The sequence below is a fragment of the Microbacterium sp. BH-3-3-3 genome (assembly GCF_001792815.1).
Classification (GTDB): Bacteria; Actinomycetota; Actinomycetes; order Actinomycetales; family Microbacteriaceae; genus Microbacterium.
In genome coordinates this window covers 1,010,470-1,034,626 of record NZ_CP017674.1, presented here as the reverse complement: position 1 = coordinate 1,034,626, position 24,157 = coordinate 1,010,470, and the positions used below count along the sequence as shown (strand labels likewise).

Annotated in this window: 22 protein-coding genes; 15 read left to right on the top strand and 7 right to left on the bottom strand. The window is 71.6% G+C overall.

The window, feature by feature from the left end:
• Positions 1-80 precede the first annotated feature (80 nt).
• Both BJP65_RS04820 and BJP65_RS04815 read right to left on the bottom strand, forming a co-directional pair.
• Positions 81-1,847, bottom strand: a complete 1,767-nt coding sequence (locus BJP65_RS04820) for a biotin carboxylase N-terminal domain-containing protein (RefSeq protein WP_070408394.1) — start codon at positions 1,845-1,847, stop codon at positions 81-83.
• Between the two features lie 77 nt (positions 1,848-1,924).
• Positions 1,925-2,572 (bottom strand): nucleoside triphosphate pyrophosphatase, encoded by a 648-nt coding sequence (locus BJP65_RS04815; RefSeq protein WP_070408393.1) that lies wholly within the window; start codon positions 2,570-2,572, stop codon positions 1,925-1,927.
• A 153-nt stretch (positions 2,573-2,725) separates the two neighbouring features.
• Between BJP65_RS04815 and BJP65_RS04810 the strand changes: the two genes are divergently transcribed.
• The 4 genes from BJP65_RS04810 to BJP65_RS04795 all read left to right on the top strand — a co-directional run bounded on the left by BJP65_RS04810 (position 2,726) and on the right by BJP65_RS04795 (position 6,989).
• Positions 2,726-3,979, top strand: a complete 1,254-nt coding sequence (locus tag BJP65_RS04810) for a class I SAM-dependent RNA methyltransferase (protein ID WP_070408392.1) — start codon at positions 2,726-2,728, stop codon at positions 3,977-3,979.
• Positions 3,980-4,040: 61 nt separating this feature from the next.
• Positions 4,041-4,709, top strand: a complete 669-nt coding sequence (locus tag BJP65_RS04805; RefSeq protein WP_055834424.1) for a response regulator transcription factor — start codon at positions 4,041-4,043, stop codon at positions 4,707-4,709.
• Positions 4,702-5,958, top strand: coding sequence for a sensor histidine kinase (locus BJP65_RS04800; protein WP_083285707.1), 1,257 nt, complete (start codon positions 4,702-4,704; stop codon positions 5,956-5,958). Before BJP65_RS04805 ends, BJP65_RS04800 begins: the two co-directional genes overlap by 8 nt.
• Positions 5,955-6,989: a hypothetical protein gene (locus BJP65_RS04795; RefSeq protein ID WP_083285706.1), complete on the top strand. Its 1,035-nt coding sequence runs from the start codon at positions 5,955-5,957 to the stop codon at positions 6,987-6,989. The genes BJP65_RS04800 and BJP65_RS04795 overlap by 4 nt, the downstream gene beginning before the upstream one ends.
• A gap of 241 nt (positions 6,990-7,230) precedes the next feature.
• On the opposite strand, the gene BJP65_RS04790 is transcribed toward BJP65_RS04795, so the two are convergent.
• The gene (locus BJP65_RS04790) at positions 7,231-7,479 is read right to left on the bottom strand and encodes an acyl-CoA carboxylase epsilon subunit (RefSeq protein WP_055834433.1); all 249 of its coding nucleotides are present in this window, start codon (positions 7,477-7,479) and stop codon (positions 7,231-7,233) included.
• The gene (locus BJP65_RS04785; RefSeq protein ID WP_191926318.1) at positions 7,476-9,065 is read right to left on the bottom strand and encodes an acyl-CoA carboxylase subunit beta; all 1,590 of its coding nucleotides are present in this window, start codon (positions 9,063-9,065) and stop codon (positions 7,476-7,478) included. Before BJP65_RS04785 ends, BJP65_RS04790 begins: the two co-directional genes overlap by 4 nt.
• Before the next feature lie 159 nt (positions 9,066-9,224).
• Between BJP65_RS04785 and BJP65_RS04780 the strand changes: the two genes are divergently transcribed.
• From BJP65_RS04780 to BJP65_RS04740, 9 genes are all read left to right on the top strand, one after another.
• Positions 9,225-10,007: a biotin--[acetyl-CoA-carboxylase] ligase gene (locus BJP65_RS04780; protein WP_070408390.1), complete on the top strand. Its 783-nt coding sequence runs from the start codon at positions 9,225-9,227 to the stop codon at positions 10,005-10,007.
• Positions 10,008-10,123: 116 nt separating this feature from the next.
• Positions 10,124-10,678 carry a PH domain-containing protein gene (locus BJP65_RS04775; protein ID WP_070408389.1) on the top strand — a complete coding sequence of 185 codons (555 nt, stop codon included), beginning with the start codon at positions 10,124-10,126 and terminating at the stop codon, positions 10,676-10,678.
• An 87-nt stretch (positions 10,679-10,765) separates the two neighbouring features.
• Positions 10,766-11,899 carry a 5-(carboxyamino)imidazole ribonucleotide synthase gene (locus BJP65_RS04770; protein WP_070408388.1) on the top strand — a complete coding sequence of 378 codons (1,134 nt, stop codon included), beginning with the start codon at positions 10,766-10,768 and terminating at the stop codon, positions 11,897-11,899.
• Positions 11,900-12,003: 104 nt separating this feature from the next.
• Complete coding sequence (gene purE, locus BJP65_RS04765) at positions 12,004-12,471, top strand: 5-(carboxyamino)imidazole ribonucleotide mutase (protein ID WP_055835907.1); 468 nt, start codon at positions 12,004-12,006, stop codon at positions 12,469-12,471.
• Positions 12,468-13,934, top strand: coding sequence for an LCP family protein (locus BJP65_RS04760; RefSeq protein WP_070408387.1), 1,467 nt, complete (start codon positions 12,468-12,470; stop codon positions 13,932-13,934). The genes purE and BJP65_RS04760 overlap by 4 nt, the downstream gene beginning before the upstream one ends.
• Positions 13,931-15,034: a glycosyltransferase gene (locus BJP65_RS04755; protein ID WP_070408386.1), complete on the top strand. Its 1,104-nt coding sequence runs from the start codon at positions 13,931-13,933 to the stop codon at positions 15,032-15,034. The genes BJP65_RS04760 and BJP65_RS04755 overlap by 4 nt, the downstream gene beginning before the upstream one ends.
• 42 nt (positions 15,035-15,076) lie before the next feature.
• Entirely contained in the window at positions 15,077-16,006 is a 930-nt protein-coding gene (locus BJP65_RS04750) for a glycosyltransferase family A protein (protein ID WP_070408385.1), read from the top strand.
• Positions 16,007-16,068: 62 nt separating this feature from the next.
• Positions 16,069-16,605 carry a hypothetical protein gene (locus BJP65_RS16480; RefSeq protein ID WP_070408384.1) on the top strand — a complete coding sequence of 179 codons (537 nt, stop codon included), beginning with the start codon at positions 16,069-16,071 and terminating at the stop codon, positions 16,603-16,605.
• Entirely contained in the window at positions 16,602-19,319 is a 2,718-nt protein-coding gene (locus BJP65_RS04740; protein ID WP_258027523.1) for a hypothetical protein, read from the top strand. The genes BJP65_RS16480 and BJP65_RS04740 overlap by 4 nt, the downstream gene beginning before the upstream one ends.
• Before the next feature lie 138 nt (positions 19,320-19,457).
• On the opposite strand, the gene BJP65_RS04735 is transcribed toward BJP65_RS04740, so the two are convergent.
• Complete coding sequence (locus BJP65_RS04735) at positions 19,458-20,978, bottom strand: DUF2142 domain-containing protein (protein ID WP_181015985.1); 1,521 nt, start codon at positions 20,976-20,978, stop codon at positions 19,458-19,460.
• A 130-nt stretch (positions 20,979-21,108) separates the two neighbouring features.
• Between BJP65_RS04735 and BJP65_RS04730 the strand changes: the two genes are divergently transcribed.
• Together BJP65_RS04730 and BJP65_RS04725 are read left to right on the top strand one after the other, a co-directional pair.
• Positions 21,109-21,846 (top strand): glycosyltransferase family 2 protein, encoded by a 738-nt coding sequence (locus BJP65_RS04730; protein WP_070409848.1) that lies wholly within the window; start codon positions 21,109-21,111, stop codon positions 21,844-21,846.
• The gene (locus tag BJP65_RS04725; RefSeq protein ID WP_055834466.1) at positions 21,843-22,256 is read left to right on the top strand and encodes a DUF2304 domain-containing protein; all 414 of its coding nucleotides are present in this window, start codon (positions 21,843-21,845) and stop codon (positions 22,254-22,256) included. Before BJP65_RS04730 ends, BJP65_RS04725 begins: the two co-directional genes overlap by 4 nt.
• A 23-nt stretch (positions 22,257-22,279) precedes the next feature.
• On the opposite strand, the gene BJP65_RS04720 is transcribed toward BJP65_RS04725, so the two are convergent.
• On the bottom strand, positions 22,280-22,738 hold the full coding sequence (locus BJP65_RS04720; RefSeq protein WP_055834468.1) for a GtrA family protein: 459 nt from the start codon (positions 22,736-22,738) through the stop codon (positions 22,280-22,282).
• The gene (locus BJP65_RS04715; RefSeq protein ID WP_070409846.1) at positions 22,735-24,156 is read right to left on the bottom strand and encodes a bifunctional dTDP-4-dehydrorhamnose 3,5-epimerase family protein/NAD(P)-dependent oxidoreductase; all 1,422 of its coding nucleotides are present in this window, start codon (positions 24,154-24,156) and stop codon (positions 22,735-22,737) included. The genes BJP65_RS04720 and BJP65_RS04715 overlap by 4 nt, the downstream gene beginning before the upstream one ends.
• Position 24,157: the final 1 nt, after the last annotated feature.

The window sequence follows — 24,157 nt, the reverse complement described above, 5'->3', positions numbered from 1 at the left end:
CCCGCGCACCAACCGACCCCGCGAGGAACGACGACGCCGCACCCCGAGAGGGATGCGGCGTCGAACGGATGCGGTGCGTCTCAGCTGATCAGCAGCAGCTGATGCCCGGCCGACACCGTGGTGCCGGCGGTGGCGTCGATGCCGGTGACGGTTCCGTCTTTGTGGGCCTGCAGGGGCTGCTCCATCTTCATCGCCTCGAGAACGACGACCAGGTCGCCCTTGACGACCTGCTGGCCCTCTTCGACGGCGACCTTGACGATCGTGGCCTGCATGGGCGACTTGACCGCGTCGCCCGTGGCGCCGGCGGCGGGCGAGGCGGCGTGCGAGCGTCGGGACGGCGGGGCCGCGGCCGGGCGGCCCACCTGCGGAGCGGCGGCCGAGATGCGGTCGGGCAGGCTCACCTCGAGGCGCTTGCCCGCGACCTCGACGACGACGGTGTGCCGGCCGGGGGCGGCGGCGGGAGCCTCGAGCTCGCCATCCCACGCGGGGATGTCATTGTCGAACTCGGTCTCGATCCACCGCGTGAAGACGCCGAACGTGCCGTCCTCGGCGGTGAAGGCGGGGTCGCGGACCACCTTGCGGTGGAAGGGGAGCACGGTGGGCATGCCGGCGACCTCGAACTCGTCGAGCGCGCGGCGCGAACGCTCGAGCGCCTCGGCGCGGTCGCGGCCAGTCACGATGATCTTCGCCAGCAGCGAGTCGAACGCGCCCGAGACGCTGTCGCCCGCGGTCACGCCCGAGTCGAGGCGGATGCCGGGGCCGCCGAACGTCTTGAAGACGTGGATCGGACCGGGCTGGGGCAGGAATCCGCGACCCGGGTCTTCTCCGTTGATGCGGAACTCGATCGAGTGTCCGACCGGGGCGGGGTCGTCGTAGCCGAGCTCCTCGCCCTCGGCGAGGCGGAACTGCTCGCGCACGAGGTCGAGGCCGGTGACCTCTTCTGAGACGGGGTGCTCGACCTGCAGGCGCGTGTTGACCTCGAGGAACGAGATGGTGCCGTCGGCGCCGATCAGGAACTCGCAGGTTCCGGCACCGACGTAGCCGACCTCGCGCAGGATCGCCTTGGATGCCGTGTAGAGGATCTCGTTCTGCGCGTCGGTGAGGAACGGCGCCGGCGCCTCTTCGACGAGCTTCTGGTGGCGACGCTGCAGCGAGCAGTCGCGCGTCGACACGACCACGACGTTGCCGCTCGCGTCGGCCAGGCACTGGGTCTCGACGTGGCGCGGCTTGTCGAGGTACTTCTCGACGAAGCACTCGCCGCGGCCGAAGGCGGCGACGGCCTCGCGCGTGGCCGACTCGAACATCTCGGCCACTTCGTCGAGTTCGCGCGCGACCTTGAGCCCGCGTCCGCCGCCGCCGTAGGCGGCCTTGATGGCGATGGGGAGCCCCACCTGCTCGGCGAAGGCGATGACCTCGTCGGCGCCCGAGACGGGACCGGGCGTGCCGGGGGCGAGCGGGGCGCCCACCTTCTCGGCGACGTGGCGGGCGGTGACCTTGTCGCCGAGGGCCTCGATGGCATCCGGGGACGGACCGATCCACACGAGCCCCGCCGCGATCACGGCGCGGGCGAAGTCGGCGTTCTCAGCGAGGAAGCCGTAGCCGGGGTGCACGGCGTCGGCGCCGGAGCGCCGGGCGATCGAGAGGATCTTGTCGATGGAGAGATAGGTGTCGGCGCTGGTGGCGCCGTCGAGGGCGTAAGCCTCATCGGCGAGGCGGGTGTGCAGGGCGTCGCGGTCCTGGTCGGCGTAGACGGCGACGGACGCCTTGCCCGAATCCCGGGCGGCACGGATGATTCGGACGGCGATCTCGCCGCGGTTGGCGACAAGGACCTTGGCGATCTTCGGCATCCTCCCAGCCTAGCGAGGGGTCCCCCCTCCCTTTTGACCCTCCTCGACAAGAAACGCCGAAAAACGTGTGCGGGAGTCTACGAACGGTTCCAGAGGTCCGTCCACGAGCCGCCGAGTTCGCGTACCAGTCGGCGCACGGTCGACAGTGACATCCCGACGACGGTCGACGGGTCGCCCTGCACCTCCCGGATGAACGCGCCCCCCAGGCTGTCGACGGTGAACGCCCCGGCCACCAACAGGGGTTCGCCGCTGGCGACGTAGGCCGCGATCTCGTCGTCGTCGACGTCGTCGGCGAAGGTGACCGAGGCCTCGGCGACGGCGGACGCCTCGGTGGGCGCGGCGCCGGGGGAGAGGCGGAACACGCTGTGCCCCGAGTGCAGCACCCCGGTGCGTCCGCGCATCGCGCGCCAGCGCACGGTCGCCGCCTCGGGCGTGTAGGGCTTGCCGAGGATCTCGTCGCCGAGCTCGAACATCGAATCGCCCCCGATGACGAAGCCCTCGAAGTCCGGGTCGTCGGCCCTCAGGCGCTGAGCGACGTCGGCGGCCTTGCGCCGCGCGAGCAGCAGCACGTGCTCGGCGGCGGGCAGGCGTCGCCCCTCGGCGGCTTCCACCTCGGCGATCACGGCCTCTTCGTCGACCTGCGGCGCGCGCGCCTCGGGTTCGATCCCCGCTTGGCGCAGCAGCATCAGTCGGGCGGGGGAAGTGGATGCCAGGCACACGCGCATGCGTCCACGCTATCCACGTGCGGGCACACCGCCGGGCGGCACCCGACCCGTCGGGGCCGTCGCAACCGCCCCGGCCGTTCGACAGGCTCCCGGTGCTCCGTCCGCGGCGCCGGTGCCGCGCGGTGTCCCGGCGGCATGTGACAGGCTCGGAGGATGCACGACGGCGACCTCATCGATCTCGACATCACCGGTATCGCGCACGGCGGCGTCTTCGTCGGGCGGCACGAGGGGCGCGTGGTGTTCGTCTCCGACACCCTGCCCGGCGAGCGCGTGCGCGCGCGTGTCACCGACACGCGCAAGAAGGCGTTCTGGCGCGCCGAGGCCGTCGAGGTGCTCGACGCCGCCGTCGAGCGGCGACCGCACGTGTGGGCGGCGGCCGACATCGACGTCGATCCGGCAGAGCGTCCCGGCGGTGCGGAGTTCGGGCACATCGCCCTCGAGCACCAGCGCGCGCTGAAGGAGCGGGTCATCCGCGAGTCCCTGGAGCGCGTGGGTCGCCTCGACCTGCCGGTCGAGGTGCGTTCCGCCGGCGATGACGCCGACCCCGAGTCCGCCGACGGCACGGGGTGGCGCACCCGCGTGAGCCTGCACGTCGACGAGAACGGCCGCGTCGGCGCGTACGCCGCCCGTTCGCACCGCGTGATCGAGACGCCCGACCTGCCCCTCGCCACCGCCGAGGTCGCCCGCGCCGCCGCCGCGCTGCGGGGGAGTGAGCCGGGCCGCATTGATCTCGTCCAGCCGGCCGACGGCCGCGTCCGCGTGCTCGTGCGTCCCGACGGCGTGAAATCGCGTCCCGCGCCCGAGGTCGTCGAGGAGCGCGTGGGGGATCGCGTGTTCCGCGTCGACGCCGGCGGCTTCTGGCAGGTGCATCGCCTGGCGGCGCGCACCCTCACCTCGCTGGTCTCCGAAGAGATCGCGGCCATCGGCGGGCTCGATCCCGAGGCACTGCACCTCGACCTGTACGGCGGGGTCGGTCTGTTCGCCGCCACCCTCGGCGATCTCGGTGGCCCCTCGACGCGTGTCGTCAGCGTGGAGTCCGACCCGCGCGCCACCGAGCACGCGGGCGAGAACCTGGCCGAGTGGATCGGTGCGCGCGCCGAGACGGCTCGCGCCGACCGCTTCGTCGCGAAGCTCGCCGCCGACGCCTCGGAGCGCGAACGCGAGCGCCTCGGGCGCGGGGTGGTGCTGCTCGACCCGCCGCGCGCGGGGGCGGGCCGCGAGGTCGTCGAGGGCATCGCCGCACTGGCCCCCTCGACGGTGGTCTACGTCGCGTGCGACCCGGTGGCGCTGGCCCGCGACCTGTCGACGTTCGCCGACCTGGGGTACCGCGCCGATCGCGGAATCCGCGGCGTCGACCTGTTCCCCCACTCGCATCACGTCGAAGCCGTGGCCGTTCTTCGCCGATGACCCGCCGATCGGCGGGTCTGCAAGCCCTCGCACGACGACTCCGCATGGATACGATGAACCAATGACGCGCGTCGCCCTCATCGATGATCACGAGTCGGTCCGGCTCGGACTCGAAGCCGCACTGACGCGCACCGAAGCCACCGATGTGGTCTTCTCCGGCGCGAACGTCTCGTCCTACCTCGCCTGGCGTCGCGCTTCGGCCACGTCGCCGGCCGATGTCGTCGTGCTCGACCTCACCCTCGGCGACGGCACCACGGTGTCCGAGAACGTCGACCGCGTCGTGCGCGACGGCTCCAGCGTCATCATCCACAGCGTCGCCGATCGTGCCGCCGCGGTGCGCGAGGCGCTCGCCGCGGGAGCGGCCGGCATCGTGAGCAAGTCGTCTCCGACGCACGAGGTCCTGGGCGCCATCGCCGTGGTCGCCCGCGGAGAACTGCTCGACAACGTCGAGTGGGCCAGCGCTGTCGAGGGCGACCGCGAGTTCGCCGATGCCCAGTTGTCGGCGCGCGAGCGCGAGGTCCTGCGGCTGTACGCGGCCGGATTGCCGCTCAAAGCCGTCGCGGAGCGGCTCGGAGTGGCGTACTCGACAGCGAAAGAGAACATCACGCGCGTGCGGGTGAAGTACGTCGAGGTCGGACGCCCGGCGCCGACCAAGGTCGACCTGCTGCGGCGCGCCATGGAAGACGGCATCCTGCACGACGCGCCCGACGCCCCCGCGGGCCATGGGTGAGAACGACCGGTCGGTCCTGGACGAAGCGTGGGGGCGCATCCCCCACACTCGTGAGGTCCAAGCCGACACGGGTTCCTTCACGCAGACCCGCATCGAGCGGGTGCTCACGATCATCGTGGGACCGGCGTCCCTCGTCTTGGGGGCGCAGGCGTTCGTCGCCGCGTTCGTCCCGGGCGACGAGGCCGCGGGATGGCATCTGCCCCTCGTCGTAGGCGTGTTCGTGCCGCTCGTCGCCATGATCGTGGCGTGCGCGGTGGGGCGTTTCGCCCGCATCTTCTCGGGGGTCTTCGCCGTTCTCTTCCTGGTCGCGCTGGCGCTCTGGCCGGTGGCCACGGCTGGCGGTCCGACCCCCGTGCCCACCGAGAACCCGTGGATCTTCTACCTCGTCAACGTCGCGACGGTCGCCGCGGTCGTGGCCTTCCCGCTGCCGTTCCAGATTGCGTGGACGATGGCCGCACCTCTGCTGTTCGGCGTCGTCCGGCTGGTGCAGGCCGGCGGGCGGCCCGAGTTCATCGTGCCGATCCTGCTCGACGTGTCGTTCGCGCTGATCCTCGGCAGCGTGCTGCTCACCCTGGCGTGGATGTACCGCTCGATCGCGGCCAACGTCGACCAGGCCCGCACGCTCGCGGTGTCGAGCTACGCGACCGCGGCGGCCACCGCCGCCGGCGAGCACGAGCGCATCGCGGTGGCGGCCCTGATGCACGACAGCGTGCTGGGGGCTCTGCTGGCCGCGGAGCGCGCCGGCACCCCGCGGGAGCGGACCCTCGCGGTCAGCATGGCGCGTGAGGCTCTCACGCGTCTGGCCAACGCCGAGAAGGACGCCCTCGAGGGCAGCGACGAGCCGGTCCCCGCCTCGAGGCTCGCCGACGACATCGAGATCGCCGCGCGCGACCTGGGCGTGGAGATCGAGGTGGCGCGCCGCGTCGAGGAGGGCACTCCCCGCGTGCCCGGACGCGTGGCCCGTGCGCTCGTGCTCGCGGCGATGCAGGCCGTCGCGAACGCCGTGCAGCACGCCGACGCGCAGGGGCTGACCGTCCAGCTCACCGGTGATGCCGCGCCCGGAGGCGTCGCCGTGCGCGTGCGCGACTCCGGAGGCGGATTCGCCCTCGACTCGATCCCGCCCGATCGTCTCGGCATCCGGGGCTCGATCATCGCCCGCTTGACGGCGGTCGGGGGACGCAGCGACATCGAGTCGGGTCCGACGGGCACCACCGTCACGCTCGAGTGGGAGAGCGGTGACCGCTGGTGACCGTCCGTTCCATCCTCTCGGGGATCGCCCTCGCCTTCACCGCCTATCTCGCGGCGCGCGGTCTGCTGTGGACCGAGCCCGACACCGTCGAACGCGGGTGGCTGATCGTGGCCGCGCTCGTGCTGTACCTGCCGGTGACGTGGCTGTGGGTCTTCGCGATCGGCACGGGCACCCCCGAGCAGTCCGCCGAACCCCGGGTGGCGCGGCGCGTGCCCAACTGGGGCGTGGCGCTGGCGCTGCTGGCGGCCGTCGTCGTCCCCAACGCGACCTTCTTCGCGGTGACCGAGGCGGGCCGGACGCAACCGTTCGTGACCTGGGTGATCGGCGCCATCGGCGCGTTGATGACCATCATCATGATCCGTCGGCGTCCGATCGTCGCGTGGGTCGGCATGGCGGTGCTCACCCTGTCGGCGTCGTTCTGGCTCGGACCCCTCGCCGCCTTCAGCCTGGGTCTCGTCGGCTCGCTGGTCTGGGTCGCCGCCGCCCAGCTCGTGATGATCGCTCTGGATCGCACGGCCCGCGACGCCGACCATCTCGCGGAGCTGCAGCAGGCCGCGTCGGCCTGGCAGGCTTCGCAGAGCGGCCGGCAGCGGGAACGTCGTATCCACGTGCAGCGGGCGTTGCAGGCGGCCGGCCCCGTGCTGGCCCGCACCATCGAGTCGGGGGGCAATCTCCGGCCGTCCGACAAGGCCGCCGCCCGCCGCGCCGAGGCCAGCCTCCGCGACGAGCTGCGCGGCACACGCCTGCTCGACGACGGCGTCCGCGCCGAGATCGACGCCGCGCGCCGGCGCGGGGCCGTGGTGAACCTCTTCGACGAAGGTGGGCTCGCGGGGCTCGGCGCGGCCGACCTCGACGACATCCGCACGGAACTGGCCTCCGTCCTCAGCGATGCCGTCTCGGAGCGCCTGATCATCCGCACGTCGCCGCACCACGAGGTGGCGGTGACGGTCGTCGGGCGCTCCCGCGGCGAGGGCGGCTCCGGCGACGACGATGAGGTCGACCTCTGGCGTGAGATCCGCCGACCCCGCTGACAGCCGGGGCCAGGGGCGGAGGGGGGAACCGCCGACGCACGTGCACCGAGAAGACCGAGGGGTGAGGGGCGGCGTGATCGCCGACCCCTCACCCGGGCGGACAGTTACCCGAAAACTGCCCGCAAAGCCGGAACCGGCTCTCAGAGCGGTCCGACCGAACGCATGATGCGTTCCAGCTCCTCCAGTATTCGACAGCTGCCCCACCGTCGTCTGTAGGCATTTCGGGGGACACTTCCGAGGTTCAGGCGGTGAATCCGTTCCAGCCGGCGATGCGGTCGAGCGGCCGGCGCAGCCCGCGCGCCGAGAGCTCCCACCGCGAGCGCGTCGCGGTCTCGGGCACCGTGGCGTCGGCTACCTCGCGCAGGTAGGCCTCGCTGACCACGACGACCGCCGCAGCCAGCTCCTCTTCGGTGGGGGTGCCGCGGACGACCTCGGCAACGGCGCGCGGTGCGCCGGGGTCGATCCCGGCGTCGGTGCTCGGCCGGCTCACAGCGGGATGTTCCCGTGCTTCTTGGCGGGCAGGCTCGCGCGCTTGTTGCGCAGGGCCCGCAGGGCCTTGGCGATCGACACGCGCGTCTGCGCCGGTTCGATGATCCCGTCGAGCTCGCCGCGCTCGGCGGCGAGGAACGGCGATGCCACGTTGTACGTGTATTCGTTGGCCAGGCGCGTGCGCACGGCGGCGACGTCTTCGCCGGCCTCTTCGGCGCGCTTGATCTCGCCGCGGTACAGGATGTTGACCGCGCCCTGACCGCCCATGACGGCGATCTCGGCGGTGGGCCAGGCGAGGTTGATGTCGGCGCCGAGCTGCTTCGAGCCCATGACGATGTAGGCCCCGCCGTAGGCCTTGCGCAGGATCACCGTCACCAGCGGCACGGTGGCCTCGGCGTAGGCGTACAGCAGCTTCGCACCGCGGCGGATGACGCCGGTCCACTCCTGGTCGGTGCCGGGGAGGTAGCCGGGGACGTCGACGAGGGTGACGATGGGGATCGAGAACGCGTCGCAGAAGCGCACGAACCGGCTGGCCTTCTCGCCGGCGTCGATGTTCAGGGTGCCCGCCATCTGCGACGGCTGGTTGGCGATGATGCCGACCGTGCGTCCCTCGATGCGGCCGAAGCCGATCACGATGTTCGGGGCGAACAGCGGCTGCACCTCGAGGAAGTCGGCGCCGTCGACGAGCCCGGAGATGACCGTGTGGATGTCGTACGGCTGGTTGGGGGAGTCGGGGATGACCGTGTTGAGCGAGCGATCGGCATCGGTCGTCTCGAACTCGAACGGGGTGTCGTACACCGGGATCTCGGCGAGGTTGTTGTCGGGGAGGTAGCCGATGAGGCTCCGCGCGTAGTCGATCGCGTCGTCCTCGTCGTCGGCGAGGTAGTGCGCGACGCCCGAGCGGGTGTTGTGCGTGTGCGCGCCGCCGAGCTCTTCCATCCCGACGTCCTCGCCGGTGACGGTCTTGATCACGTCGGGACCGGTGACGAACATCTGGCTGGTCTTGTCGACCATGATGACGAAGTCGGTGAGGGCGGGGGAGTACACGGCCCCTCCGGCGGCGGGGCCCATGATGAGCGAGATCTGCGGGATGACGCCCGAGGCCGCGGTGTTCAGGCGGAAGATCTCGCCGTACTTGCCGAGGGCCACGACGCCCTCCTGGATGCGCGCTCCGCCGGAGTCCAGGATGCCGATGATCGGGATGCCGCTGCGAAGCGCCAGCTCCATCACCTTGATGATCTTGTCGCCGGCGACCTCGCCGAGCGACCCGCCGAAGGTCGAGAAGTCCTGCGCGTACACCGCGACGGTGCGGCCGTGGATGGTGCCGGTGCCGGTGACGACCGAGTCGCCGTAGGGGCGGGACTTGTCCATGCCGAAGGCGGTGGTGCGGTGGCGGACGTACTCGTCGAGTTCGACGAACGAGCCGGGGTCGACCAGCATCTCGAGGCGCTCGCGCGCGGTGAGCTTGCCCTTCGCGTGCTGCTTGTCGCGGGCGGCGGCTTCGGCGTCGACGACCGCCTCCTGGAACCTGGTGCGCAGGTCCGCGATCTTGCCGGCGGTGGTGAAGAGATCGGGCTGGTCGGTCACGCTTTCCACCCTAGCGACCGCGACGGCACCGGCGTTGGAGGGTACCCACAAGCGAAACCGTGGGGTGCTGTGGCATCCGTCCACCGCCGTCCCTGCCCGGTGACGCGCCGACGCGCAAGACGGGTGCCCCGATCCGGCGGGATCCCTAGGGTGTGGTGCATGGCGATTCCCTCAGACGGTTACCCGCGCACCGCGGCCCGGAGCCCCCGTGTCCAGGTGGTCGAGACCACCGACTCCACGAACGCCGACGTCGTCGCCGCGGTCACGCACGATCCGGCCGGGTGGCCCCACCTGTCGCTGCTGGTGACCGACGACCAGCGCGCGGGGCGCGGGCGGCTCGACCGGTCGTGGACGGCGCCGGCGGGGACCGCGCTCGCCGTGTCGCTGGTGGTCGACGCCTCGACGATCCCCCTCGCGCTGCGCGGCTGGGTGCCGCTCGCGGCGGGCGCCGCGATGACGCGGGCGATTCGTACCCAGCTGACCGGTCACGGGGGCACCGCCGAGCTCAAGTGGCCGAACGACGTCCTCGTCGACGGCGGCAAGATCTGCGGCATCCTGGCCGAGGCCGTGCCGGAGACCTTCGACACGGTCGTGGTCGGCGCGGGGATCAACACGCGCATGAGCCGTGCCGATCTGCCGGTGACCACGGCCACCTCGTTCGCCGCGATCGGTGCCGAGTGCGACGACGACCGCCTGCTCGCCGACTACGTCGAGCACTTCGGCGAGCTTCTGTCGCACCTGTCGTCGGGAGGGGCCGAGCGCGTGCACCGCGACATCGAGAAGCTGTGCACGACGATCGGGCGCGAGGTCACGGTCTCGCTTCCCGACGGAACGAGCGTGCGGGGGCGCGCGTCGCGCCTCGACGCGGATGGTCGCCTGGTCGTCGAATCCGGAACGATCGAGACGATCGTCTCGGCCGGCGACGTCGTCCACGTGCGCTGACGGGCACGCGCTGACGGGCACGCGCGCCGACGGACGCGAGGGCGCACGGGCGATGACCCCGCCGCCGTTCCGCGTGTGCGACGGGTCTGACGCGGCTCACGCCGCACAATGAGAACGTGACCCAGCCGACCAGCTCGATCGGGCGCCCGCGCACGCCGGCGCCGGGCACCGCTGCGCCGGAACTGCGCATCGCGCGACTGCGGGCGCACGCGCGGCGTCTGACGTGGTCGGGCCTCGTCCTGATCGCGGTCGCGGGGGCGACGGCCTACTTCTACGACAACCTCCCGGCGCCGTACGAGAACTGGATGCTGCTGACGACGGCCGGGGCGCTCGTGCTGCTCTTCGTGGTCATCCCGTTCCTCGTCTGGCTCTCGCACACCTGGACCATCACGACGCGCCGGGTGATCGAACGCTCGGGGCCGTTCGGGGCGAACCACCGCGAGATCTCGCACGTGCGGGGCTATGCGATCCAGATGCGGCGCGGCATCCTGCAGCGTCTGTGGGGCGCGGGCACCCTGTCGCTGTCGAACGGCGTGGAGCCGGCGTTGCGCATGAAGAACATCCCGAACGCGGTGCTCGTGCACGAGACCCTCGTCGACCAGGTCGAGGTCAACCAGATCCTGGCGCACCGCGATTCGCAGACGTTCGGCTCGGGCTCGGTCGACGTCTGACCCGAGCGGCGCCTCCCGGAGTGGGCGGCACCCGGCTCGCGCCCCCGTGACGGGCCCGACAGAATGGATGCCGACGGAAGGAGCGGCATGGTGCTGCGAGTCGGAGTGGTCGGTGGCGGACAGCTGGCGCGGATGATGATCGCGCCCGCCGTGGAGCTGGGGCTCGAGATCCGCGTTCTCGCCGAAGACGAGGGGATGTCCGCGGCGCTGGCGGCGACCGCCGTGGGCGACTACCGCGACGTCGACACCGTGCTGGCGTTCGCTCGCGACGTCGACGTGATCACCTTCGACCACGAGCACGTGCCGCAGGACGTCCTGGCCGCCCTCGTCGATGCCGGTGTCGCCGTGCACCCGGGTCCCGCCCCGCTGGGGGTGGCGCAGGACAAGCTCGTCATGCGTCGGCGCATGGCCGAGCTCGGCCTCCCGCAGCCCGAATGGGCGGCCGTCTCCGACGCCGCCGACCTGCAGTCCTTCCTCGACGACCACGGCGGTCGCGCGGTGGTGAAGACCGCGCGCGGCGGGTACGACGGCAAGGGCGTACGCGTCGTGTCGGCCGCGACGGAGGCTGACGACTGGTTCGCCGCCCTGGCCGAGGACGGCAACGGGGGCTCGCTCCTGGTCGAGGAGCTCGTCGACTTCACCCGCGAGCTCGCGCAGCAGGTGGCGCGGCGTCCGTCGGGGGAGGTTCGGGCCTACCCGATCGTCGAGACCGTGCAGCGCGGCGGCGTCTGCGCCGAGGTGCTCGCCCCGGCCCCCCGCGCGGCCGACCGGGTGCAGCGCGTTGCGGCCGAGATCGGCGTCGCCGTGGCCGAGGGGCTGGGGGTCACGGGCATGCTCGCGGTCGAGCTGTTCGAGACCACCGACGAGCGCATCCTCATCAACGAGCTCGCGATGCGCCCGCACAACAGTGGGCACTGGACGCAGGACGGGGCGGTCACCAGCCAGTTCGAGCAGCACCTGCGCGCGGTTCTCGACCTGCCGCTGGGGTCGACGGATGCCATCGCCCCGTGGTCCGTCATGATCAACGTGCTCGGCGGTCCCGTCGACGGCACCCTCGAGGAGCGCTTCGCGCCGGCCATGGCCGCCCACCCGTCGGCGAAGATCCACACCTACGGCAAGGCCCCCCGGCCGGGTCGCAAGGTGGGGCACGTCACCGTCATCGGTGACGACCTCGACGATGTGGTCTACGAGGCGCGCGGCGCCGCGGCGTTCTTCGACTGAGCCTGCGCTCGCGCGCCGTTCCGGCTTCTTCCAGCGAGCCGCCCTACCCTGGACCGGTGACCCGGCCGCTGCATTCCTCCGAGACGCCCGTGGTCGGCGTCGTCATGGGCTCCGACTCCGACTGGCGCGTGATGAGCGACGCCTCTCAGATGCTCACCGAGTTCGGCATCCCCCACGAGGTGGAGGTCGTCTCAGCGCACCGCACGCCCGACAAGCTCATGCGCTACGGCCGCGAGGCCCGCGGCCGGGGGCTGCGCGCGATCATCGCGGGGGCCGGAGGCGCCGCGCACCTGCCGGGGATGCTGGCCTCGGTCACCGCCCTGCCGGTCATCGGCGTCCCGGTGCAACTGGCGACCCTCGACGGTCTCGACTCCCTGCTGAGCATCGTGCAGATGCCCGCCGGCATCCCGGTGGCGACCGTCTCGATCAACGGGGCGAAGAACGCGGGACTGCTCGCCGCGCGCATCCTGGGCACCTCCGACGACGCGGTGGCCGATCGGATCGAGTCGTACGCCCGCGACCTCGAGGCCCAGGTCGAAGAGAAGAACCGCCGCTTGAAGGACTCCCTGTGAGCGTGGCGGCCCCGCCGCGCCCCCGCCGGCAGGCGCCGCTCATCGAGTCGCGCCCGCTGCGCAACCCCGATGCCTCCGATCCCGCGGTGATGACCCGCCGCGGCTGGTGGCTCGTCGTGATGAACTTCCTCGTGCCGGGGTCGGCCCAAGTGCTCGCCGGCACCCGCCGGCTGGGGCGCATCGGCCTCGGCGCGACCCTCGCGATGTGGGCGATCCTCGTGCTCGCCGCCATCGGTGCGGCGCTCTGGCCGAGCGGATTCTTCGCCCTGGCGACGGGCTCGTTCATCCCCGAGTTCCTGTCGTGGTTCCGCCCGCTGCCGCTCACCCTCGTGCAGATCGCCCTGGTGGCCTACGTCGTGCTGTGGGTCGTGCTCACGATCGACACCCTGCGTCTGGTGCGCCTGGTCAAGGTCGGGCCCGTGGCGAGGATCGGCATGACGATCGTCTCGGTCGGCCTGCTCGTGCTCTCGGGCTCGGGGGCGGCGTGGGCCGCGCAGACCGCGGGCGCCACGCGCGACGCGTTCGCCGACATCTTCTCGCAGTCGGCGCCCGTCGTGCCGCCCTCCGACGGGTACTACAACATCCTCCTCCTCGGCGCCGACTCCGGCGAGGGTCGCGACTCCATGCGCTTCGACAGCATCTCGGTGGTCTCGGTCAACGCCACCACCGGCGCGACGACCATCACGGGCATCCCGCGCGACATGCCGGGCTTCCCCTTCGCTCCGGGCCCGATGCAGGACGAGTACCCCAACGGCCACGAGGGCAAGTTCGACCCGACCTGCGGGTGGGGGAGCGGCATCAATCAGCTGCGCACCGAGGTCGAGGTGTGCCAGGACGGCAACGCGCTGTACCCGAACGCCGTGTCGCAGGGCTCCGAGCCCGGCATCGAGGCCACGAAAGACGCGGCGGAGGGCATCCTCGGCATCCAGATCCCGTATTACGTGCTCATCGACATGAAGGGCTTCGCCGACGTGATCGACGCGCTCGGCGGAATCGACATCACCGTCAACGAGCGCCTGCCCAAGGGCGGCCCCGCCTACGACGGGCAGCCCGTCGACGACTGGGCTTTCGGCTGGGTCGAAGCGGGCGCGCAGCACATGGACGGCGACACCGCCCAGTGGTTCGCCCGTTCGCGCTACACGACCAGCGACTTCGACCGCATGGGTCGTCAACGGCAGCTGCAAGAGGCGATCCTCGCCCAGTTCACGCCGCAGAACGTGCTCTCGCACTTCCAGGAGGTCGCGAAGGCGGGAACGAACGTCGTCGAGACCGATCTGCCGCAGGGCCTCATCGCTCCCACGCTCGTCGACCTCGCGCTGAAGGCCAAGGGACAGCCGGTCGGCACGCTGGAGCTGACCCCCGAGGGCGGCGTCGACGAGTTCGACCCCGACTACGCCCAGGTGCAGCAGATGGTGCGCGACAGACTGCACCCGCCGACCGAGACGGAAAGCCCCACCCCATGACCGTCACGCTGCGCGTCGTCCTCGACCAACTCGTCTCACCGACCTCGCGCGACCTCGCCGAGGCCTCGGCGTCTCTCACCCAGGCGCTCGTCGACACCGCCCCGCGCGGCTGCGACGTGGCGGCGATCGTCCCCGCGCCCGGGCTGCCCGACGACGCCGGCGTGACCGGGCTCACCTCCGAGACGCGCCTGGCCGTGCGCCGTCGCGAGCTCGCGACCTCGTGGCAGCTCGGGGTCGCCCCCGGGATCGGCAAGGGCCTCATCCACTCGCCGACCGCCCTCGCCCCCCTCGTGCGCCACGACCGCGTCAACGAGACGCACCAGATCGTGGTGACCCTGTGGGATCTGCGCGCCTGGGAGACGCCCGACGAGCTGCCCAAGGCCGAGATCCTCGCGAGCCGCGCCCTGCTCTCGCGCGTCGCCAAGCACGCCGACGCCGTCGTGGTTCCCACCCACGCGATGGCCGAGCGTCTCGCCGAGGTCGCCAAATCCAAGCTCGTGCAGAAGGTGCGCGTCATCGGCGGCGCCCCCGCCGCGGGCCTGCGCGTTCCCTCGGATGCCGTGGGACGCCTGCGCGCGCTCGATCTGCCCCTGTCGTTCCTCGCCGCCGCCGGAGGTGCCGCCGCCTCGGACGGACTCGCCGAGGTGTTCTCCGCGGTCGTCGCCTCGGGCTGGGAGGGCGACGTCGTGGTGTTGGACGTCCCCGAGGGGGAGGAACCGGCGATCGCCGACATCGCGGCGGCGGCGGGTCTCGCCAAGGCCCGCGTGCACGCGCGCGGCTCCCTCGATCGCTGGGACCGCGCGGCGGTGCTCTCGCACGCCGCGGCCTTCGTCACCGCGTGCGGACGCACCGATTGGCCGTGGCGCACGGTCGACGCGCTCGCCGTGGGCGTGCCGATCGTCGCCCTCGACACCCCGGTGCACCGCGAGGTGCTCGCCGACGCCGCGGTCTTCGCGGCCGCCGACGAGCTGGGCGCGGCCGTGGCACGGGCCATCGCAGATGACGCCGACCGACTGCGGGTCCTCGCCGGCGACCGGGCGAAGGGCTTCGCCTGGGAGGCCTGCGCCGACCGGGTCTGGGCCCTGCACGCCGAGCTGTGACCGCTGCGGACCACAGCGCGACGGCCCCCTAAGCTCGGACGCATGCCTGCACCCGTCGGGATCGTCGTCCGCACCCGTCAGCGTCCCGGATTCCTCCGGCGGGCGTTGACCGACATCGCCGCCCAGACCGAGACCGAGTGGCGTCTCGTCGTCGTCAACGACGGGGGAGACCCCGCCGAGGTCGACGCGATCGTCGCCGCCGCGGAGCTCGGCGATCGCGTCGACGTCGTCCACATCGCCCCGGGAGAAGGAGGGCGGTGCGCGGCGGCGAACGCCGGCATCCGCTCCCTGCGCACCGACTACGTCGTGCTGCACGACGACGACGACCGGTGGCATCCGGAGTTCCTCGCCCGCACCGGTGCCTGGCTCGACGCGCACCCCGACCAGGCGGCCGTGTCGGCAGCCACCGAGATCGTCTACGAAGAGAACCGCGGCGGCGCGTGGGTCGAGGTCGGCCGGGCCCCCTTCTGGGCGGGCATGACGCGGATCTCACTCGGCGAGATGATGTCGGTCAACCGCGCGGTGCCCATCTCGTTCGTCTACCGCCGTGCGCTGCACGACGAGGTGGGTGGGTACGACGAGACCCTCGACGCCGTCGAGGACTGGGACTTCTACCTGCGCATCCTGCGCGGGCACGACATCGGCTTCCTCGGCGGGGAGGCCCTGGCCTTCTGGACGCAGCGCCCCGACTCCGTCGGGCTCGACGCCAACAGCATGTTCGGCCTGGCCGCCGAGCACGCCCGCGACGACGCCGTCGTGCGCGACCGCGCCCTCGCCGAGTGGGTGCAGCGGGAGGGGGCCGGTCTGCCGCTGTACATGTCGGCCCTGCAGGCTCAGCTGAGCGCCCAGCTCGACGGCGTCGCGGAGCGTCTGCGGGCCGAGATCCGCGACGATCTGCGGCGCGAGATCGACGCGCACCAGCCGGTTCTCTCGCGCCTGCGGGGGTGGCGCCGCCGCCTCGGGCGTCGATAACGGCCGCTTACCGATTCCACGCAATATTCCCATCCGTCACTCAAGCCACGCATAATGAACGCGTGAAGCACGCTTTCGACGTCGCCCGCCCGTCTCGCTCGAGGCGCGCGCGTGTCGCGCTGCCCGGCCTCCTGCTCGTGGCGGGTGTGCTGACGCTCTCGGCCTGCGCCACCCCGGTGGCGGGGGCCAGCCCGTCGCCGACCGCGTCGGCCACGGCGTCCGCCTCGCCGACGCCGACGCCGACGGCGTCGCCGACCGAGACGACGGCTCCCGAGCCGACTCCCACCGAGAGCGCCACCGCCGACGCCCCGTACAACGGCGAGGTGCTCGTCATCACGTCAGAGGTGCGCGACGGCAACCTCGAGGTCACCGCGATGGTCCCCGGGGTGTCGGAATCGGGGGGTACCTGCACGCTGACGCTCGACGACACGCAGGCGTCCGTCTCGGTCTCCGCCAACGAGGGCAAAGACGTCACCTACTGCGGCGTGATGTCGATCCCCGTCGACACGACTTCCGCCGACGTCGCATTCCACGTCGGCTACTCCTCGTCGAACCTGCGTGCGCAGTCCGAGACGGCCACGATCGAGCTCACCCCGTGAGGCAGCGGTCGCGCCGCCGCAGCGTTGCGGCGGTCATCGCCACGTGGGCCTGCGCCATCGCGCTGCTGGCCGCGGTGCCCGTCACCCTCCCGGCCACGATCGCCCCGGTCGCGTCGGCCGCCGCGGCCGACGCCCGCGACTTCACCCCGGGCAACATCATCGACGACGCGGTCTTCTACGACGGCTCGGCGATGGGCGCGGGCGAGATCCAGAGCTTCCTCAACGGCAAGGTCACCACCTGCCGGTCGGGCTACACCTGCCTCAAGGACTACCGGCAGAACACCGACGACCGCCCCGCCGACAAGTACTGCAACGGGTACGCCGGCGCGGCCAATGAGAGCGCCGCGACCATCATCGACAAGGTCGCGCGCTCGTGCGGGATCAGCCAGAAGGCGCTGCTCGTCCTGCTGCAGAAGGAGCAGGGCCTGGTCACCTCGACCGCCCCATCGGCCTGGAACTACTCCGCGGCCACCGGCCAGGGCTGCCCCGACACCGCGCCGTGCGACGCGTCGACCCAGGGCTTCTTCTACCAGGTCTACTACGGCGCCCGGCAGTTCGAGGTGTACCGCATGAACCCCAGCTGGTGGGGCTACCAGGCGGGCCGCTGGAACAACATCCTCTACAACCCCAGCGCGAGCTGCGGCACGCAGCGGGTCTTCATCGAGAACCAGGCCACGGCGGGGCTCTACATCTACACCCCGTACGTGCCCAACCAGGCGGCGCTGAACAATCTCTACGGCGAGGGCGACGGCTGCTCGGCCTACGGAAACCGCAACTTCTGGCGTACCTACTCCGACTGGTTCGGCTCGACGCAGGCCGGCGGCCGCCCCTTCGGCAACCTCGATGCCATCGAGGCGTACCCCGGCGGCATCCGTGTGCGGGGGTGGGCGATCGATCCCGACACCTCCGACCCGATCCAGGTGCACGCGTACCTCGCGGGCGACGCCACCGCGCTCACCGCCGACGGCGACCGACCCGATGTGGGCTCGGCCTATCCCGGCAGCGGCAGCAGGCACGGCTTCGATTCGCGCATTCCCGTGACCCAGGGGGGCAGTGGGCAGGTGTGCGTCTACGCCATCAACACCGCCCGCGGGTCCAACGTGACCCTCGGATGCCGCGACATGCCGTTCTACACCGGGTCACCGGTGGGCGCGGTCGACGCGGTGAAGGTCTCGTCGGGCTCGGTCACGGTCTCGGGATGGGCCATCGACCCCGACACGGCCTCGTCGATCGACGTGCACGCGTACGTCGACGGAGTCGGGACGGCTCTGCGCGCCTCCGGCTCGCGCACCGACCTCGCCACGCACTACCCCGTGCACGGCACGAAGCACGGCTACAGCGCGACGCTGAAGGTCCCGCTCGATGCGAAGCAGATCTGTCTGTACGGGATCAACACGGGTCGCGGCGACAACACGACCCTCGGCTGTCGCAGCATCATGACGCCGGCCTCGCGCGACATCGGTCGCGCGCCGATCGGCAGCCTCGACGCCGTCGACGTGGCGGGCACGTCGGCCCGCGTGTCGGGCTGGGCGATCGACCCCGACACGAAGAAGTCCATCCCGGTGCACATCTACGTCGCCGGAGCCGGTCGGGCCATCACCGCCGACGACTCCCGTCGCGACGTCGGTGGGGCCTACCCCGCGTACGGCAACGCCCACGGCTTCTCCGAGGTCGTCGACCTGGTGCCCGGCAAGAGCACTGTCTGCGTCTACGCCATCAACACCTCGGGCGCCAACACCACCCTCGGATGCCGCGACGTCACCGCGGCCGATCAGGGGCGCGCGCCCATCGGGAACTTCGAGTCGGTCTCGGTCTCGGGGCGCAGCGCCACCGTGACCGGCTGGGCACTCGACCCCGACACCGTGCGTCCCATCGCGGTGCGCATCTCGGTCGACGGCAAGGTGACCCGCCTCACCGCCCAGGCCAACCGCCCCGACGTGGCCGGCGCCTATCCCGTGTACGGAGCGGCCCACGGGTTCTCGCGCGCGGTGGACATCCCCATCGGCCCCTCGAAGATCTGCGTCACCGCCGTCAACACGAGTGGGCCCGACACCGATCTCGGATGCCGTTCGATCACCACGCGCGACGAGGGGCGCACCCCGATCGGCAGCGTCGACGAGGTGAGCGTCTCGGGCACGACCGCCACTGTGCGCGGGTGGGCGATCGATCCCGACACCGCGCGTCCCATCGCCGTCCACGTGTACGTCGGGGGTTCTGCCACGGCGCTCACCGCCGACCGGAGCCGGCCCGACGTGGGCGCGGCGTATCCGCCCTACGGTTCGGCGCACGGGTATCAGACGAACGTGCCGATCCCGGTCGGCACCTCGCGCGTGTGCATCTACGCGATCAACACCGCCGGCGCCAACCCCCTGCTGGGCTGCCGCAGCGTGACCGGCATGGCCGGTGCCCCGGTGGGCCGTCTCGATGCGGCCAGCGGCGGGACCGGCACGGTGTCGGTGCGGGGCTGGGCGTTCGACCCCGACGTGAAGGGTCCCGTGACCGTGCGGGTCGCCATCGACGGCACGACGCGCGAGGTCCGGGCAGACAAGAATCGGCCCGACGTGGGGGCGGCCTTCCCGGCCGCCGGCTCGGCGCACGGTTTCGAGCAGCGGCTGACGGCCTCGAAGGGCAATCGGCGGGTGTGCGCGAGCGTCGTCGACGACAAGGGCGGCTCCCCCGTGTCGCTGGGCTGCACCTCGGTCACGGTCCGCTGAGGCAGGGCGAGCCGAACCGCTGAATGGGCCCGTCGATCGTCGCTGCGATCGACGGGCCCGTTCAGCGTTTCGTCGGCTCGGTCGGCGTGTGTCCGGCGTCGCCTCGTCGGCGTATCGCCGACCTCGCGGGGTCGAGCGTCAGCCTCGAGTGCCGCTCACCGCGTCGGGGAGGGCGGACACGTGCTCGCTCTCGTCGGCGCCGCGGACGATGAGCGCGCGGGTGAGCACGGCCAGCCCGCCGAAGAAGGCGATGCCGAGCAGGGGCACGGCCAGCGGGGGCGACCACTGCCACGCGGCGAGGAAGTCCGCGGTCTCACCGGCGAGGTAGCGGTGGGCCGTGCGGACGGTCGTGATGGTCACCCCGAGGACGAGGAACGCGGGGAGCAGCCACCGCAGCATCGCCACGAGCCGGTTCACGCCCGCGTCGAACGGAACGCGGTTGGGCCCGGAATCGACGGCGAGGGCCGCGATGACCAGCAGGGCGGCGACCAGCGGCATCGTGTAACGCCCCTGCCAGCCGTATCCCGACCACTGCAGGCCCGACAGGACGCCCGGGATGAGGGTCGCCGAGGCGAAGGCGAGCAGGATCGCCCACCGCGCCCGCCGGGAGGCGAGACCGAAGCAGAGCACGACGACACCGCCGAGCAGCAGGATCCACGACGTGGACAGGATGTTCGGGCTGCGCAGATCGAGCCAGCCGAGGTTGCCGTACATCTGGGTGACCTGCTCGTGGTAGTTCGAGTAGAACACCGAGATCCCCGCGAGCCCGTCGCCGAGGGTCGCCGGCTTCTGCACGCCCACGTAGTTCGTTCCGTGCAGGACGACCCACGCGACGCTGAAGCCGGTGACCACGGCGATGCCGCCCGCCACGATCCAGGCCCGTCGATCGGTCAGCAGGCGGCGTGTGCGAGCCACCCCGGCCAGCAGCAGCAGAGCCACGGCGGTGACGGCGAGGAACAGCGGCGAGAGTCCGCGCGAGACCACGAGCACGCACGACGCGGCGAGCAGAAGGGTGTGCTCCTCGCGCCAGCGGGTGGTTCGCGGACCGCAGGCCACGGCGAAGCCGGCGACCGTGGCGGCGAAGAGCGTGGCGATCTCCCAGGCGCTGGGGTTCAGCACCATGCCGACGTAGAGCGTCATCGGGGTGAGCAGCAGCGAGGCCGCGAGCAACGGCAGAGGGGTGCGCGCGGTGCGTCCGAGCAGCGACAGCCCCCACGCGAGGAAGAGGGCCGTGACGAGCGCCGCCAGACCGCGGGCCAGGTACAGGCCGTATTCGGTGGGGACGAGCAGGGTGCCCAGGCCCGTCCAGAGGTAGAAGACCGGGTTGTAGAGCCCGGCGTTGGTCTGTGCCAGCACCTCGGCGGTCGAGGTGATGCGCAGCGGGCCCTGGCAGGCCGCGGTCACGTCGGGCTGGAAGGCGATGCAGCCGGCGAGCAGATCCATGTTCGCGAACCGCGCCGGCAGGGTGGGCTCGAGCATTCCCGCCTGTCCCCGCACGACGGCTGCGGCGTACACGTAGTGCGCCGCCTCATCGGCCCCCGAGGCGATCGGCAGGAAGACCGCGCCGGACAGCAGCATCGCCAGCAGGGCGACGAAGATGACCGCGATGTGGGGCACACGGTGCCGGGGGAGCGACAGACGGAGGGGGAACGAAGGCATCGGGTGGATCTCTCTGGGGCTGACGTTCACCGGCATGGTGAAGGCGGCGACGGCCGGTGCGATCTTACAAGCCGTCTCCTCCACACCCCCTCGGCGTCCGTCGGGCGAGGACGGACCCGCTGGTACGATGATGCCGATGTCTGCGGCACGATCGAGCACTCTGGTCATCGTTCCCGCCTGGAACGAGGGCGAGAGCGTCGGTCCCACCGTGCGGGAGATCCGCGCTCAGCCCGAGGGGTGGGACATCCTCGTCGTCGACGACGGGTCCCACGACGACACGGCGCAGCGAGCCCGCGAGGCGGGGGCGACGATCCTCTCGCTGCCCTTCAACCTCGGTGTGGGCGGAGCCATGCGTGCCGGCTTCCGTTACGCCCAGCGCCACGGGTACACGCGGGCCATCCAGGTCGACGCCGACGGCCAGCACAACCCGCGCGACATCGCCGCGGTGCTCGACGGTCTCGAGTCCGCCGACATCTCGATCGGGGCGCGGTTCGCCGACGTCGGCAACTACGCCGCCCGAGGACCGCGCTGGTGGGCCATGCGCATGCTCGCAACGGTGCTCTCGCGCATCGCCGGCACGCGCCTCACCGACGTCACGAGCGGCTTCCGCGCCGCCAACGTCCGCGCGATCGACCAGTACGTCGTCTACTACCCGGCCGAGTACCTCGGCGACACGGTGGACTCCCTCGTCAACGCGCTGCACGCCGGTCTCACCGTCGTGCAGGTGCCCGTGGCGATGCGTCCGCGTGCCGCGGGGCGACCGAGCCAGAACCCGTTCGGCGCCGCCGTGTACCTGCTGCGATCGGTGTTCGCCCTGTCGCTCGCGATGATGCGGGGTTCCGCCACCAAGACCGGAGTGAGCGCATGATCGTCATCGCGGGAATCGCGTTCGCCGTCGTGGTGCTGACGATCATCGTCGTCCTGCTGCTGCGTAGACAGCTCCGCGAGAAGTACGCCACGCTGTGGCTGCTGATCGGTTTGGCCCTGCTGGTGATCTCGATCTTCCCGGGACTCCTTGTTCAGCTCACCCACCTTCTGGGCGTCGAGGTTCCCGCCAACCTGATCTTCGCGATCTCGATCGTTCTGCTGGTGGGCGTGGCGCTGCACCTGTCGTGGGAGCTGTCGCAGGCCGAAGAAGAGATCCGTGTGCTCGCCGAAGATGCCGCGATCAACCGGGCCGACATCGAGGCCCTGACACGGCGCCTCGACGCGCTCGAGGGCGCCGGGTCCGTTCCGGGCCCCGCTCAGCCGTCCACCGAGGGTCCCGACCGCCCCTGACGCGGTGCGCGCGACACCGCGACTCACGGCGTGGGCGACTCCGACGGGCGCGCGGGAAAGATCCAGTACCGGTAGGCGAAGTAGTTCCAGACGGTGGTCGAGCCCACCGCCACGATCTTGCCGACCACCCAGGGCAAGCCCAGGGCCGCGATCCCCGCGACGATGCCGGTCGTGGCGACGGTGTTGAAGGCGACGAGCGAGGTGTATTTCAGGGCGCTGGATGCCATGCCGGCGTCGGACGAGAAGGTGAAGGTCCGCTGCAGCACGAAGGTGACGGCGAAGCTGAGCAGGAAGGCCGTGGGTGTCGCGATGACCAGGGCCACCCCGAACACGTCGTGCAGCAGCGCCAGCAGGCCCACGTCGATGAGGAACGCCCCTCCTCCCACGACCAGGTAGCGCACCGCGCTGTGCGACCAGACGCGGCGCACGGCGCGGGCGAGGGGACCGGAGTGGACCGGTCCCCGGCGCCCGCGGTCGCTCACGGGCGTTCGAGGTACTCGCGCAGTCGCACGCCGGCGTCGCCGAGCGGGACACCGGCGGCCTCGGTCGCTCGCGCGTCGAGCACGCTGTTCAGCGGACGGGGCGCCACCGGCCCCTGAGCGCCGGCGAAGTACTCGTCGGTGCTCACACCGCTGACGCGCGCGGGGTCGTGACCGGTCAGCTCGAACACCCGGCGGGCGATGTCGAACCAGGTGGTCGGTTCGCCCTGTCCCGTGACGTTGTAGACGCCGGCGGGGGCGCGCGTGTCGAGCAGGGCGCGGATCGCGGCGGCGATGTCGACGGTGAACGTCAGGCGTCCCACCTGGTCGTCGACCACGCGCGGATCGATACCGCGTTCGGCGAGGGAGGCCATGGTGCGCACGAAGTTGTTGCCCTCGCCGATCACCCAGCTGGTGCGCAGGATGTAGTGGCGGGGGACCGCCGACACGAGGGCGTCGCCCGCGGCCTTCGTCTGGCCGTAGACGCCGAGCGGTGAGACGACGTCGTCGGTCGCGTAGGCGCCGTCCTTCGTCCCGTCGAAGACGTAGTCGCTCGAGACGTGCACGAGGGTGATGCCGTTGGCGGTGGCGATCCGGGCGAGCGCTGCCACCGCGGTGACGTTCGCGGCCCACGCCTCGGTGCGCCCCTCCGGCGTCTCGGCCACGTCGACCTTGGTGTACGCGGCCGCGTTGATGATCGTGCCGTAGTCGCGCCAGCGGCGCGCGGTGTCGAGCTCGGGCGAGGTGAGGTCGAGCTCGGTGCGCGAGGCGTATTCGATCCACGGGTGGTCGCCGAACTCCGCGCGCAGCGCGAGGCCGAGCTGACCGTTCGCCCCGGTCACGAGGATCTTCTGCGGGGGCATGGGCACCACGTCGGCGAGGCGCGGGTGCTGGATGTCCTTGGCGCTGATCTCGACCTCGTCGAGGGGGATGGGCCACGCGATCGCCGCGGTCTCGTCGGCGAGGTTGAGGAAGGTGTACGTGGCGTCGGGAGACCAGTGGTCGTTGACGAGATACGTGTACGCGGTGTCGGGTTCGAGCGTCTGGTACGAGTTGCCCACGCCGCGCGGCACGAAGATCGCCGTCGACGGGTCGAGCTCGGTGGTGAACACGGCGCCGAAGCTGTCGCCCTCGCGCAGGTCGACCCAGGCGCCGAAGATCCGGCCGGTGGCGACCGAGACGTATTTGTCCCACGGCTCGGCGTGGATGCCACGGGTCGTGCCGACGGCATCGTTGAACGAGATGTTGTTCTGCACCGGGCCGAAGTCCGGCAGCTCGATCCCGGCGGCCGTCATCTTCTCGCGCTGCCAGTTCTCTTTGAACCAGCCGCGGGCGTCGCCGTGGACCGGCAGATCGAGCACGACGAGCCCCGGGATGGGGGTCTCACGCACCGACAGGGACTTGCCGAACTCGATGGACACC